Source organism: Microcoleus sp. (assembly GCF_049646505.1).
In the GTDB taxonomy this organism is placed as follows: domain Bacteria; phylum Cyanobacteriota; class Cyanobacteriia; order Cyanobacteriales; family Microcoleaceae; genus Microcoleus.
In genome coordinates this window covers 1-13,540 of record NZ_JBARVX010000595.1, presented here as the reverse complement: position 1 = coordinate 13,540, position 13,540 = coordinate 1, and the positions used below count along the sequence as shown (strand labels likewise).

General features: G+C 45.8%; 14 protein-coding genes, 1 tRNA gene and 1 pseudogene. 5 read left to right on the top strand and 11 right to left on the bottom strand.

From position 1 onward, the window contains the following. The 4 genes and pseudogenes from WBA89_RS27845 to WBA89_RS27830 all read right to left on the bottom strand — a co-directional run. Positions 1 to 312 (bottom strand): annotated as a pseudogene (locus tag WBA89_RS27845) (hypothetical protein); the annotation flags it as partial. Beyond that, positions 287 to 1,534, bottom strand: coding sequence for a URC4/urg3 family protein (locus WBA89_RS27840; protein ID WP_424410873.1), 1,248 nt, complete (start codon positions 1,532 to 1,534; stop codon positions 287 to 289). The gene WBA89_RS27840 and the pseudogene WBA89_RS27845, both read right to left, overlap by 26 nt. Further along, positions 1,531 to 2,613 carry an adenylate/guanylate cyclase domain-containing protein gene (locus WBA89_RS27835; protein ID WP_424410872.1) on the bottom strand — a complete coding sequence of 361 codons (1,083 nt, stop codon included), beginning with the start codon at positions 2,611 to 2,613 and terminating at the stop codon, positions 1,531 to 1,533. Before WBA89_RS27835 ends, WBA89_RS27840 begins: the two co-directional genes overlap by 4 nt. Before the next feature lie 89 nt (positions 2,614 to 2,702). After that, complete coding sequence (locus WBA89_RS27830; protein WP_424410871.1) at positions 2,703 to 3,950, bottom strand: GTP cyclohydrolase II; 1,248 nt, start codon at positions 3,948 to 3,950, stop codon at positions 2,703 to 2,705. A 67-nt stretch (positions 3,951 to 4,017) separates the two neighbouring features. On the opposite strand from WBA89_RS27830, the gene WBA89_RS27825 reads away from it, so the two are divergent. Next, on the top strand, positions 4,018 to 4,173 hold the full coding sequence (locus WBA89_RS27825) for a hypothetical protein (protein WP_424410870.1): 156 nt from the start codon (positions 4,018 to 4,020) through the stop codon (positions 4,171 to 4,173). Between the two features lie 441 nt (positions 4,174 to 4,614). Next, on the top strand, positions 4,615 to 5,289 hold the full coding sequence (queC, locus tag WBA89_RS27820; protein WP_424410869.1) for a 7-cyano-7-deazaguanine synthase QueC: 675 nt from the start codon (positions 4,615 to 4,617) through the stop codon (positions 5,287 to 5,289). A gap of 187 nt (positions 5,290 to 5,476) precedes the next feature. Here the strand turns inward: queC and WBA89_RS27815 are convergent, their stop codons facing one another. After that, positions 5,477 to 5,989, bottom strand: coding sequence for a hypothetical protein (locus WBA89_RS27815; RefSeq protein ID WP_424410868.1), 513 nt, complete (start codon positions 5,987 to 5,989; stop codon positions 5,477 to 5,479). A 112-nt stretch (positions 5,990 to 6,101) separates the two neighbouring features. Here WBA89_RS27815 and WBA89_RS27810 point away from each other — a divergent pair, with 112 nt between their 5' ends. Next, positions 6,102 to 6,716 carry a hypothetical protein gene (locus WBA89_RS27810; RefSeq protein WP_424410867.1) on the top strand — a complete coding sequence of 205 codons (615 nt, stop codon included), beginning with the start codon at positions 6,102 to 6,104 and terminating at the stop codon, positions 6,714 to 6,716. Between the two features lie 7 nt (positions 6,717 to 6,723). On the opposite strand, the gene WBA89_RS27805 is transcribed toward WBA89_RS27810, so the two are convergent. Both WBA89_RS27805 and WBA89_RS27800 read right to left on the bottom strand, forming a co-directional pair. Next, the gene (locus tag WBA89_RS27805) at positions 6,724 to 8,202 is read right to left on the bottom strand and encodes a hemolysin family protein (RefSeq protein WP_424410866.1); all 1,479 of its coding nucleotides are present in this window, start codon (positions 8,200 to 8,202) and stop codon (positions 6,724 to 6,726) included. A 65-nt stretch (positions 8,203 to 8,267) separates the two neighbouring features. Then, entirely contained in the window at positions 8,268 to 8,954 is a 687-nt protein-coding gene (locus tag WBA89_RS27800) for a hypothetical protein (protein WP_424410865.1), read from the bottom strand. Positions 8,955 to 9,143: 189 nt separating this feature from the next. Here WBA89_RS27800 and WBA89_RS27795 point away from each other — a divergent pair. After that, positions 9,144 to 9,216, top strand: a tRNA-Ile gene (locus WBA89_RS27795). Between the two features lie 390 nt (positions 9,217 to 9,606). On the opposite strand, the gene pyrR is transcribed toward WBA89_RS27795, so the two are convergent. The 4 genes from pyrR to WBA89_RS27775 all read right to left on the bottom strand — a co-directional run bounded on the left by pyrR (position 9,607) and on the right by WBA89_RS27775 (position 12,476). Then, positions 9,607 to 10,140 carry a bifunctional pyr operon transcriptional regulator/uracil phosphoribosyltransferase PyrR gene (gene pyrR / locus WBA89_RS27790; RefSeq protein ID WP_194064225.1) on the bottom strand — a complete coding sequence of 178 codons (534 nt, stop codon included), beginning with the start codon at positions 10,138 to 10,140 and terminating at the stop codon, positions 9,607 to 9,609. A 151-nt stretch (positions 10,141 to 10,291) separates the two neighbouring features. After that, positions 10,292 to 11,371: an adenosylcobinamide-phosphate synthase CbiB gene (cbiB, locus tag WBA89_RS27785; RefSeq protein ID WP_424410864.1), complete on the bottom strand. Its 1,080-nt coding sequence runs from the start codon at positions 11,369 to 11,371 to the stop codon at positions 10,292 to 10,294. Positions 11,372 to 11,596: 225 nt separating this feature from the next. Then, positions 11,597 to 11,860 carry a GFA family protein gene (locus WBA89_RS27780; protein WP_424410863.1) on the bottom strand — a complete coding sequence of 88 codons (264 nt, stop codon included), beginning with the start codon at positions 11,858 to 11,860 and terminating at the stop codon, positions 11,597 to 11,599. Between the two features lie 172 nt (positions 11,861 to 12,032). Further along, positions 12,033 to 12,476: an Rrf2 family transcriptional regulator gene (locus WBA89_RS27775; RefSeq protein ID WP_424410862.1), complete on the bottom strand. Its 444-nt coding sequence runs from the start codon at positions 12,474 to 12,476 to the stop codon at positions 12,033 to 12,035. Between the two features lie 264 nt (positions 12,477 to 12,740). On the opposite strand from WBA89_RS27775, the gene WBA89_RS27770 reads away from it, so the two are divergent. Then, the gene (locus WBA89_RS27770) at positions 12,741 to 13,127 is read left to right on the top strand and encodes an AbrB family transcriptional regulator (protein ID WP_424410861.1); all 387 of its coding nucleotides are present in this window, start codon (positions 12,741 to 12,743) and stop codon (positions 13,125 to 13,127) included. The last annotated feature ends 413 nt before the right edge of the window (positions 13,128 to 13,540 follow it).

The following is a 13,540-nucleotide window of genomic DNA, read 5'->3' as shown; positions in this document are numbered from 1 at the left end:
CGGAAACGATATGATATCAATTCCGGTTGCACTCAGAAATGATTGTTGACTGTTGACTGTTGACTGTTGACTGTTGACTCGGGATTGAAAAACTGAATGGTTTAGTGTTAACTGTTGACTCAATTTTATTATTCCGATGCAACCGGAAACGATATGAGGAATAGTTTTCAGGTTTGAATTGGGAATTTTGAGTTTTAAGTTGGAAGAGGGAATAATTTTCCTTCTTCCTTCTTCCTTCTTCCTTCTTCCTTCTTCCTTCTTCCTTCTTCCTTCTTCCTTCTTCCCTTTAAAACACAGTACCGTCACTTTCAATCCGAATTGGCGGCACTCCACCAACTCTCAATTCCCCGGCAATTTTCCGCCCCGCCGCCCAAGTTCCCCCTTGCAAAATCTTCACCAGGGGCAATTGTGTCGCACTCAAATCCAGCTTTTCTCGCATAGCTGCGGCAATTTTATCTAAAAGAATCACAGTTAGCGATCGCCATTCCACTATAACTTGCGAACCGGGCAAATAACTCTGCTCAAAAACAGCCGCATCTTTTGCCCGCAGCAGCCCGATATCCAAGCACAAACCGCCGTTGCGATACTCCGCCAATCCCGTTAACTCATCCAATCCGGCGACTTCTAAACCAAGTTCTTGCAGCGGTTCCAACAGCGAATAAGTCAACCACTGCGAGAGTTTGTGAAACGGCACAAATTCATCTCCCAAATTTTCTCCTGCCAAAGCTGAATGCCGCCAAACATCCCCTAAATTAACCCCACCAATGACATATCTTCCCGGCCAAATCTCCTCAAAACCTGTCAAAACAGCGCTCAACACTTCAGAAGCATTCACAGTTTTGACTCCAGAAACCCGACTGTCGAGCAAGTATTGTACCAAATTGCCGGGACGCGGGTTTTCGCTGCTAAACAATAATCGATGCTGGCAAATCGCCTTCCCCAAACGCTGCAACAATTCTAATCTGCCCGTCAAACCAACTAGCGGATTGTCTCGACTTACCTGAAATCCAGCAGCTAAAGTTTCTAGTTTTAATTGAGAAAGCCCCCGCGAATCAGCAGAAAAAGGAAAATCGGGATTGCTGGAAAAAACACCTTGACAAAACATCCGAAAACTGGCTATTGCTAACCCTTCTGAACGGCGGTAAATTTGTCCTGTTTCTGGTTCGCAATACTGCCAATCTGCACCGGCACCGGCATCAAGCAAAACGCTGACAATTGCTAAATCAAATTTGATTTTAGCTTGCTCTACGGGTGAAAATTCTGTTAAAGCTGCATCTAATTCGGCGAGTCGCGGCAGGTTGCCGGCTTCAAAATGCCGCCAGCGACTGTGAAAGGGAATGTTAAAATCGGGATAGTGTTGGCGCGCTGTGTCGATTACATAATTTGCTGCTTTGTCGAGTTGGGATAAATCGACGCGGAAGTAGCGGAGTTTATTTTCGCAAGCTAAATTAAAAAGCCGATCGCACTTTTGGCGAATTGCAGCCGGCGTTCTCAGATATTGTACAGTCTTCAGTTCAAGTTTGCTCAACTTCATACCACCAAACACCGATAAACATCGTTTTCTTGAAAAAAGTCAAACTGACTGTAATCTAAAAGATTATCTAAAATCGCATTTTTATCGATTTTGATCAGCTTGTACTCCCACTTTGAGCCGCTGACTTCGCGTTTTATTTGATCGGAAACTATCACCGAATTTTTTTCAGTAGCCGGACATACTATTTTACTTAAATCTTCCAGCCTGTCGGCGATATTAATATCTTTTCCGTAAGTGCAAGACCGAAATATATACAAATTTCCTTTAGCAATTCCCACCGACAAGCCGCAAGGTATTTGATTGCCGTGAATAAACAGTTTCCAATTCTCGCACAAACTTTCCATTGCCGCTAAGGCTGAGTGAGCTTCCGGGAAAGTCAACAAATGCGAATCACCAACAATACTCCGAATTGTGCCGCCGTATTCTTCGCAAATTGTTTTTTCAAAAGTATCGAACTTAGTCAGCAAATATTCAACATCTGTGATAGAATTAGATTCTTGATAAGCAATGAAACCTCTCAAATCTGCTTTAATTATTGCTTGATTTTCTACTATTCGCGTTTTGTAACTTTGGTCAACTTTATAAACCTTTTCAGGTTCGCTCATCCCTTTTAAAGAAAACTCGTTGACAAAAGATGTTTGCACCTCTGCTTTGTTGAGCGCCAGCCATGCTGCTTGGGACAAATATATTTCATCCGGCGGAGTTACTGATTCTATCCGCGCTGTTAAATTCACTGTATCGCCAAAGATATCTTTATCTTGGTGCAAGACATCTCCTAACGTAATCGAGACGCGAATAGCCAATCGTTCATCGTTCGATTTGCTAGATTGTTCGGCTCTCAATTCTTGCTGCATTTCTATGGCTGCCATCGCCGCTGCTGTGACGCTGGGAAAAATCATCCAAAATGAATCTCCTTCTCCTTTAATCACGCTGCCTTCATTTCTGGTGCTAATATCTGAAATAAAAGTTTTATGTTCGTTTAACAAACTACTTAAGTCCGACTGAGATAATTTTTTAACTCGGACGGTATATCCGCAAATATCTGTTTTTACGATAACAGTAGAACGCAAATTAGCCATAACCTACCCTGACCGATCAAAGACCAGCAATAAATTTTCTTTGGCAAAGACGCGATTGTTCGCGTCCGATTGCTCGCGTCTTTGCCGTGTCAATCTCCTAAATCGCGTCCGATGGCTTCTGCAAGAATTGTAGCATCTGGCACAGGGTCTGGCGTGTAGTAGCCGGCTGCTTTTTTGGCGGCGATTTCGACTTGTGCGTCTGCAGGAATCGAATCTTCGGGAATGGGGATGCGATCGACTACTTGAATGCCAGAATTGATAATTGCATTGTATTTGAGATCGCTCATAGAAACTAAACGGTCAATGCGAGAGATTCCCAACCAGTGCAAAACATCTGGCATGAGTTCTTGAAACCGCATATCTTGAACTCCGGCGACACATTCAGTGCGAGTAAAATAGGCATCAGCGCGATCGCCCCCTTCCTGCCGTTTTCTGGCATTGTACACCAAAAACTTAGTCACTTCCCCCAAAGCTCTGCCTTCCTTGCGGAAATAAACAATTACTCCAGAACCGCCGGCTTGTGCAGTTTGGATACAAACTTCAATCCCGTGTACCAAATAAGGGCGGCAAGTGCAGATATCCGAACTGAAAACATCAGAACCGTTGCATTCGTCGTGTACCCTTACCGCCAACTGCTTCTGAGGGTCTGAAATATTCGCAACATCGCCAATAATATAAACTGTAGTTCCGCCAATGGGTGGCAAGAAAACTTGCAAATCCGGCCGCGTCACTAAATCCGAGAACATACCGCCTGTTTGCTCGAACAAAACGCGGCGGAGAAAGCTTTCTTGCACCCCGATCCTGCGGGCAATTCCCGGCAAATACCACACCGGATCGATCGCAATTTTAGTTACTGCTAAGTTGCCGCCTGCTTTGACTATTTTGCCATCAATTTGCACCCGCCCTTTAGCGATGGCATCTTGCAATTCCGGCATATTAATGTGAGCTTTAGTGACAGCAATTGTCGGTCGAATATCGTATCCTTGCTGAAAAAATGAAGTATAAATTTCGCTAACCAAACCCCCAAAGGGATCGAGAGAAACAATCAAATTGCGATCGCCCCAACTCGGATGCGGGCCGATGCGCGCCGCCGGAGACGTGTTAGTAAAATCGGGCAGGTGATCGGCTTGAAGTGCGCCGGAAGCAACTGCTAGCGCTCGATAAACAGAGTAAGAACCCGAATGAGTGCCGATCGCATTTCGGTGAGAAGATTTGCTGAGGCTGCCAATTACAGGCCCCCGTTTGAGAGGATCGATTTCTCCCCAGTAAATGGGCAGAGGTTTTGTGCCGGATCTGTCGGGATGGGATGTTAAAACTATATGCTTGGGTTTTGACACAGTTTTTTTGGGCTCTTGCTATAATAGATACTGCTGTTGGTTGTAAGCTTCATGGCAATTTGAAGCAGTGATTTATGATAGCAACAAGATTCACGATCGGGAAGTATCTCAGACAGCCAAAATTGTAACTTGGATTTGCGCGATTTCCTTAAAAATAGAAAAATTTTGTATTTGTGCTGCTGCGATCGGGGCTGCACGGCCAACAACTAAGTTACATATTTAACCAAGTTTTTCTGGTTTTTTTATTTCATTTGTGCATGATTTTTTTTTGTTAACCGCAGAGGGCGCAGAGGGCGCAGAGGATATAGAATGGAGAGAAAGAGGGCAAGAAAGATGTTGGCAATTATGCAGGGCGATCGCACAGTTTTGCGGCAGGGCAAAGTAATTGATACAACCTTGCCCGATTACCGGGAACTCGACGATTTGTTGCATGAATAGTCGGCGGTTGAAACCGCTTCTATACAAACAAAACCCGCCTCCGCGGGTTGAAGAAGACTCGGCGGTTAAAATTATTTGATCTTCTTTACACTGCGGAGGCAGACTACCCTTCGGGAAGGCTAACGCCTACGTTTTTGTAGACGCGGTTTCAACCGCCGTCCTATCTTGTCAATTCACAACTAATTTGATATAAATGTAAAGGCTAATTTAATGGAGGTTATTTTAAGTGAAAGCAGTTATTTTATTGTCGGGAGGGCTGGATTCCTCAACTGTTTTGTATCAAGCCAAAGCCGACGGCTGCGAGTGTTACGCCATTTCCTTTGACTACCAGCAAAGACACCGGCGGGAGTTGGATTCAGCAAGGGCGATCGCACTTGCAGCGGATGTTAAGGCGCATCAGGTGATAAACTTTGATTTGACGCTGTGGGGCGGTTCGGCTTTGACGGATAATGAGATGGAATTGCCGATCGATCGCAACCTGGCAGAAATGTCGCAAAACATCCCCATTACCTACGTTCCAGCTAGAAATACCATTTTTCTTAGTTTTGCCCTAGCCTACGCCGAAACTCTAGGAGCTCAGCGGATTTACATCGGCGTTAACGCTTTAGATTATTCAGGCTATCCCGACTGCCGCCTCGATTACATCCAAGCCATGCAGGAAGTATTTCGGTTAGGAACGAAGCAGGGAAGGGAAGGAGAAGCTATTAAGATTGTCACACCTTTAATCGAACTTAAAAAAACTGAAATTATTGAATTGGGGAATAATTTGGGAGTGCCTTGGGAGCAAACTTGGTCTTGCTATGCAGGTGGGGAAAAAGCCTGCGGCGTTTGCGATTCTTGTCGGCTGCGGCTGGCGGCTTTTGAAGAATTGGGGTTGAAAGATCCGGTTCTTTATGCTTAGATGATTCGGCGGTTGAAACCGCATCTACACAAACGATGTCGGCCTGCGCCAACTGGTTAATAAAGGGGTTCCAAAACCCGGATTTGGTATTAAACATGAAGTAGGGTGCCCCGGAGGTAAACCCTAATTATTTCCGACTCGCTTCCAGCCTGACGCACCTTACAAACAACACTAAAATTTAGGCTGCTTATTTAGCTTCCGGCTCATCCTCAACTTCCGGTTGACCCTTGTTTTCCTGGTTAAACTTAATTTCATTTTGCAGCGAATTCAATGGGACTAAAAGCATATCGGCCATTTGCGATTGTCCTCTAGCCCTGTAGATATCTATCGCTTTCTGAAAATCTTCCACTCCACCCTGTTTTTCTCCAATTACAGCTCGCATACGAGCACGAACCATATAAGCTTCTACAAAGTCAGGATTGATATTAATTGCTTGAGTAAAAGCTTCAGCAGATTCTTTGTACAACCTTCTGCGACCGAGGTCGAATCCTTGTTGATAAAGTTCTTGAGCTTTCATAGCATTCCTTAATTTCTGCTGTTCATCGCGCTTGCATAAAGGATCGAGTCTATTTAATTGACCTGATGAATCAAGTATAAAGCACCCTGGTTCTTCCTGAGCATTTGCTACAATTTGAAAAAGAGGTAGAGACGCAATAAGGACAGAAGAAAAAGCAGAAATTAAGTAGGAGTGTTTCAGCATTACTGGTACTGTTTAAATATTAAATTTCTACGTTGGTTCTGTTTTTGTGCTATTAAATAGAGGTTAAAGGTTTATTATCTACTCTTTCATACTTTACTCAATGGTGAAAATCATGTCTATTGAAGAGCGGCGAGGTATTGAAACAATTGACAGAAACCAAAATCTACTTCTCGTTCGCGCTCCTATTGAGTCAGTGGCCCAAAAATTTAATAGGGCGAGACGTGCGGATGTCTGGGAACGGGATATCTACGATCGCGAAATCGAAATTACCGCCGAAAGCTATATTGTATTTCAGTTCCGAGGACATCCTTGGACGATCGTTGAACAAGTGAAATATCAGCCCGGTTCCCTTATGTTTGGAGAAGGAGATGCGATCACCCTTTCCTGGTTCCTCTCCACTCGCGCCATCTACTACAAATGCAGCGACACTTGCGGTTATATTGGTTATAACTGCTACGACAGAGGTGCATTTGCAGAGATGCTGTACTTTGAGGAAGAAATGGATCTCTTATTCCTCTCTGACTTTCGTGAGGTTAAAGCTGAGGACATTGACGATGCCTTCAACTTTACTTACGCTTTTATGGAGGAGCAAGATATCTATATTCCCTACGTATATTACGAAAATGTGAGAATTGGCGATCGCATTAATTTGCGCCCCAAAGGCCCGACGTTAGATGATTTAGTACGCAGCGACTTCGAGCGAATAGATTATATAGGCATTAACTAAAATATTCTTAACTAGAAAATCTCGCCGCATCTCTCAACGCGCTATTTTTGCGACTTTTTCCCACAATTTCCCCATCTATCTGTCCAATTTGACTTAAAGTTCGATCGCCCGCAGCCCCTGACAGCAAGTGAATTTGAAGTTGTTCCAACCGCGGCCCGCACGCAGAAACAACCGTGAGTTCCACATTTTCGCCGCACCAAACTTCCCCAACAGCGGGCATTCTTTGCAACTGATAGCTCAAAAAACCTCCGATTGTCTGGTATTCGTCAGCTATCGGCAAATCCAAATTCAAGATTTGATTGACATCATCTACATTTAGCTGCGCTTGTACTAAAAAAGTGCGATCGTCCAATACTTGCAAAGCAATTTCTTTGCTGTCGGGCGAGTGGTAAGTGCGGCCGATAATTTCGGCGATTAAATCCCTCAGCGTGACTAGCCCGGAAATACCGCCAAATTCATCGACTACGATCGCAATTTCTTCTGACGAACTCTGCATCAAAGGCAGCAATTCCCCCAGCAGCATCATCTCCGGCACAAACCTCACTGCACTCATCCAAGTTACAATTTCTGTGTCGGGAGATAGCAAACCTTCAGCTAGGGGTTTTGCAAGTTGTTTGAAGCCAATAATGCCGATAATGTCGTCTAAAGAATCTCCCGTCACGGGATAGAGGGAATGGTTGGAAATTGCCATTTCGTCGAGCAAAGCTTGAAAGGTGGCCGTCTTGGGAAGTGCGATAATGTTCGGCCTCGGCACCATTACTTCTTGTACCCAAACTTCGCCAAATTGAAACACGTTGTTGAGCAATTCTCGCTCTTCTGCTTGCAAGCCGCTGGATTCGCTGGAAGTAGCTATAATTAATTGCAGTTCTTCGGGAGTAACGGGCCGGTGTCTTAGGTTGTATTCGATTCCTGCAAACCCCAAGAGCGATCGGGTGGATTGATTGAGAAACGACACAAAGGGATTGAACAGCCGGGATATCAATAAAGTCGGAGGCCCGAAACTTCTGGCTAGCTGTTCGGAATAAAGTAGGGCTACAGATTTGGGGAAAAGTTCGCCGAGTACGATTTGCAGGTAAGCTAGCAGGAAAAAAGTTACTATTGATATTCCGAAAGAATGGGCCAGCGCCGATTTGATATAAATTGGCAGCGGCAAGCTGGCGATCGACATTCGGACTAGCACGGCGATCGTATCTTCTCCAATCCAGCCGAGAGCTAAACTAGAAAGTGTGATTCCCAATTGCATTGTCGAGAGCAATCGCTCGATACTTTTCTGCAAAGATTGAACAGTTAGAGCTGCAATGTCGCCAGCCTCCACTAACTGATTGATGCGCGACCGGCGTACCGTCACCATCGAAAACTCAGCCGCCACAAAAAAAGCATTGATCGCAATCAGCAGCAGCACTGAGAGCAACCGCGACAGCATCTCTGTCCAAGTCATCGCGGGTAAATCAGCTATCTCCTGCACTCTCGCCCCTAAAAGTGACACAGTTATCCCTAGAACAATTTCCTCGATCGAACTTCAGAATCCCTGGAGCGTTTGCTCCCTTTGTCTTACTTCGCTATTGGAATGCCAGCTATTTGCAACTGCAATTTTTGACCTGGATAATCTGTCAGCGTCAGCGAAACTTCTTTAGCATTTTCCAGCAAAGCTGTGGGAATACTCACCGTACCGTAATACACCTGCCCGTTGGGGGGCAGTTCCGACGGCAAATCCTCAGCAGTCGCCGAAAGGGCCCGGCCGCGGTCGTCCGTGACGTTCAAGAAACTGTAGAGAAACCTCACATCTTGGGAGCCTTCGTTTTTCATGCTCACGTCTAGCAGCATCGAGTTGCCCCGCTGGCTGGCTGCGCTGACTTCCAGGGTTACTCCCCCGTCGCGACTGTTTAGGGGAAACTTGGCGCTGGCATTTTTGGCCGGTTTTTTGGCTGTGGCTGGTTTGGAGCTTGTGTTGTCTGTTTTGGTCTTTGTTCCGGTTGTTTTTTCAGGATCGCGACCTTCTATCCGCGCTTTGACGGCTTTAAGAATGTCTGTTTCTTTCAAAATGCTCACTTGGTCTTTGCTAGCGACTGTTCCCTGCTTGCCGGTGCCTGCATAGTTGCTGGGGCGAACATCGGGTTGAGTCGTTCCTTTCAAGGCTTCGCGACCTGTAGTAAATCCCAAAACAGAACTCGTCACACCTGCTCCAAACATTAGAACCAGCAGAATTAGAGTCAGCACTACTGTTGAATTCACTGCCATTGCCTGTAATTTTATGCCTAGTTGTAGAAACTGCTTTGTCCGATCGACCTTGCAGCGCAGAGGCGTTCGGGGCGATCGGGAACTCAACAGTTCTAAAGATTTTGATTTTTGTTCTCTAGTTCTAGCACGAACTGGGAAATTATGTTATAGTTACTTCTTAAGTTAGATAGATCGAACAAATCGATTTAACGGCAGTTGGCCGAGCGGTTTAGGCAGCGAACTCATAATTCGCCCCAGGCAGGTTCAACTCCTGCACTGCCGATTTTAAATAAATTAGGACGCTCAGCGCCCGTCGCAACCAAGCTTCTTTCTGCGACGCATGGGGGGCGAGAAACCCGGTTTCTGGGAATTTTGGCGTTAAGTAACGATAAATATACGTACCAACCCGGTTTCTGAGGGGTGCGAGAAACCCAGATACCAGTTTTGACCTCGCCACTTCTGGAAACAGAGGAGTGTGCCAGATATTTAAGTTATTAAATTTTCGTTCTTAAGTGGCGAGGTAAAACAAGCAAAAGGAGGCAGAGCCTCCGGATATGTGTTACCAGGCAGAGCCTGGTAACAAGCAATTGCCCTATCCCCGGTTTGGCCGATGCCCGGTTTGCCCGATGCCCTATGCCGAATAGTACCTCCTATGAGAGCTCGAAAGGCTACATCAACCCTTAATCAATTCCACCCCGTAGCGCCCGTCGTACTCTTGAACGTAAACCTTAACTTGTTCTTCCTTTGCTGTCGGCAACTTTTTACCCGTAAAATCCGGCTGAATCGGTAATTCTCTGTGGCCTCGATCGACTAATACGGCCAACCAAATTTTCTCCGGCCGCCCGTAATCGTTTACCGCATTCAAAGCCGCTCGAATCGTTCTGCCTTTATATATAACGTCATCTACCAAAACAACGGTTTTGCCCGTCAAATCGAAAGGAATTTCTGTTTTAGCCGGTGTCCGCATCGCCACTCGATCCAAGTCGTCTCGGTAAAACGTAATATCCAAAGCGCCCACGGATACTTTGACTTGTTCGAGGACTTCGATTTGAGCTGCCAACATTTGAGCTAATGGCACTCCTCTAGTATAAATCCCCAACAAGGCTAAGTCCGACGGTGCCCCAGATTTTTCGACAATCTGGGAAGCAACGCGGGTGAGAGTGCGCCTCACTTCATCCGGCGATAAAATGTTGATAATTTTAGTCATTGTTTTACTGGGATCTAATTGTTGGCTGTTGGCCCATCGAACAATTTAATAATTGAATAATTTTAGATATTTCGACTTGGCCCTAAAAGTTGGAGATTGACTTCACTGATGAATCTGGTGGCTGGTATCTGTCGCCCAGTAAAGTCAGCAGTTAGGGGACAAAAAACCATAAAGTATAAACCAGCAATGATAGTCCCAACCAAATCAAAAAGCAATACCGAGTTAATTGCAAAGCTTGACAAATTTGTTGTGGGGCGATCGCGCGAATCGGCTCGCCTAACAGCGGTTTGTGTTTGATAACTCCCCGATAGGAATTTGTACCTCCTAGCTGTACTCCCAAGATGGCCGCGTAGGCGCACTCGCTCCAACCGGAATTGGGACTGGCATCTTTCACAGCATCTCTCTGACAAATCTGCCAAACGTACATCGGTTTGCCAGATATTAGGGCTAAAGTAATTACTGTTAGCCGGCAAGGAATCCACGTCAGCACGTCTTCTAGTTTGGCGCTAAACCATCCTAAATCAGTGTATGGCTCTTCTTTGTAGCCGACGGTTGAATCTAATGTGCTGGCTGCTTTGTAAGCGATCGCACAGGGAACGATCGCGCTGGCGAGCATCGAGTTAGGATCGATCGGCAAATTGGTAACAGTTAATAATAAATCTGGCAGAGCGAACCCAACTAAGGCATAAAATAGCGGTGCCGTCACGCCATCGACCGCATTCTCTGTTACGGTTTCTAACAGTGCTCGCAAAATTTCTGGCTCGGATAAGTTTTCGGTATCCCGGCCGACGTAAAGACTCAACCGTTCCCGCGCCTTGACTAAATCTCCAATATTTAAAGGTGCTAGCACATCCTCCGCAGCCGCCCTCAAACTGCGACCTGCAAAACAGCTTGCCAGCAAAATGGTCTGCAGGGCAATACTTAAAAGAGGGTGCACCCAACTAGCAGCAAGGACGATCGACCAAGTGACAGTATAACTGCCTAGAATCAGTCCGATCGCGAGTATTGTACCAGCACATCGCAGCAGCAGTTTGCGCCGGACGAGAGCGGGACGATCGCCCGCAGGAGCCATTTTAGCTGCGGGATTGTTCGATATATTAAAGACAAGTCGAGTATAGCGGTCGATCGCCCAACCCATCGCCTGTACGGGATGCGGCCAACCCCAAGGATCGCCGATCGAATAATCCAATACCGCAGCTAAAATCAAAACAGCAAATCGATCGGGCATCATTAGACCTCTTGCCTCAGTCCTTTTAATCAAATTTTGGGACGGGCTAGAAGCCCATCCCACAAGAAAAAAAAGATTTTTGTGGGATGGGCTTTGAGCATCGTCCTAACTATTTTTGCAAGAAGTCTATTATATATTGTGTCAAATTTGATAGTCCGTCCGATCGCTCGATCGAGCTGGTTTTAACGGCTGCTGCTCAGAGCGGACTTGGATTTTTCAGGTGTGATTTTAAATGCTGAGATTACTTTCGTCGCCCAGCAAGTGTACGTTATGCTCCCAATTAACACCCTCAAAGGGTAGGATCTGAAACTGCGAAACGGCATCAGACTCAAGACAGCGGAAGTTGACATCGAATCCGGGATGCGTGCGGGGGCGATACAACGAGTGAATGCCGCAAATTCGGCAAAAAATATATTTAGCAGTGCCTGTATTAAACGTATAGGTTGTCAAAACATTTTCGCCAGACATCGAGGTAAAACGTTCCGGCGGCACAATTACCTGCAAAAATCCTTTCTTTTTACAGATAGAGCAGTTGCAATCAGATGCTTGGTTTTTCTCAGCGGCGACTGTGAAGCCGACAGCAGCGCAGCCTGCGGAGCCAAAGTAGGTAACAAGTGTTGCGTCCGTGTTTGCTTGGTGGCGATCGAATAAATCAACTTACCATCTAAATGATAAAGCTAGTTTCTTCCCCCAGAGCAGCTTGCCAACTGCGGACATCATAGTATAAGTCTTCGAGGGAAATAGTGTACAGCGCTTCGGCAAGTTTTTTGTGCAATCGGTTCCACAAACTGAATGTAACCCAGTCCTCTGGTTGGGAAGCGTCGGGAGAATGTCGAGGTAAAGGTTCAATAGTTTCGCCTACCGCCTCTAAGATTTGTCCTAAAGAGATTTGAGCCGGCTCGCGGGCCAATTGATATCCTCCCTGGGAGCCCCGAACTGATTGGACTAAACCGGCTCGTCGCATTTCAATCAGCAATTTTTCGAGATACGGAGCCGGTAACTCCTGTCGGTTCGCGATCGATTTTACCGATGTCGGGCCGAACTGAGGTTGCAAACTTAGATCCAGTAATGCTTTGACACTGTAGTGTCCGCGTGTGGTTAACTTCATGAGATTTAATATTGGGGCAAATATTTAGCTAGCTGATAGCTGATAGCTTATGCTACCGAGTTTAGAGATTGTTCGCACCGGCTGCTGCTACTCCTCAAGAAAGACTGCACCTTGTTAAAAATATTTAGACAATAGTGGTTAACAATTGAGCCGATCGGTGTAATATGGTTTTACGACCGGCTATAAAGCTAAAGTTTCTTGGTCTAACCCAAAACCAACCGAGAAAAATTCCGTACACCAGTTGAATATTTCAGGACTCAGTAGATGGCTAAAAAGAAAAATATCGAACCCCTTGAAGGCGAAGACCTGATCCAAAAGGTCAAAGAGCTAGAGAACCTTACCAAGGAAGAAAAGGCTAGAGCCTGTGGCTATTACACCGTTACCAAGAACGGCGTAGAACGGGTTAACATGATGAAATTCCTGAATGCGCTGATTGATGCAGAAGGCATTCAGCTAGACGGGAAGCAAAACGGCAACGGACGCGGCGGACGCTCTGCCAGCTATCGGATTAGCGTTCAATCTAACGGCAACTTACTGATTGGAGCTGCCTATACCAAACAAATGGAACTCCAGCCAGGAGATGAATTTGAAATCTCTCTGGGACGCAAGCACATTCACCTGCGCCAAATCGATCGCGAAGAAGTAGCCTAAGCCTTGACGATTTGCTTTGACTTTTTGCTGAAACTGGTGGGTTTGATTTCAAGCATTGAGTGCAAGCCGAGAGTTCGCTCTGAAATCTTTCTGTGTGCTTAAAACAGTATGGCTTCTATAGATGGCAATGGCTCGACAAAAGCCACTGCCACTACTTCATATTTTCTGAGAATACCTATTCTCGCCCCTCGCTATATCCGTTAGGACAAGCGGGGGATTTTCCGCGTCACTGTTGAAGAGAAGTTCGGCAAGCTGTGGCGGCATAGAAATTATCAGTCAAAAAACAATTCCCCGAATGAGTGGGCCGTTGCTCTGAGCATCACCCTGAACATACAATGTTTATTTGTCCGACAGCTTAGGATTGTGAATTAAATAATTTAGACAAGTTTGTGGGATGGGCGTCCCGCCCGTCC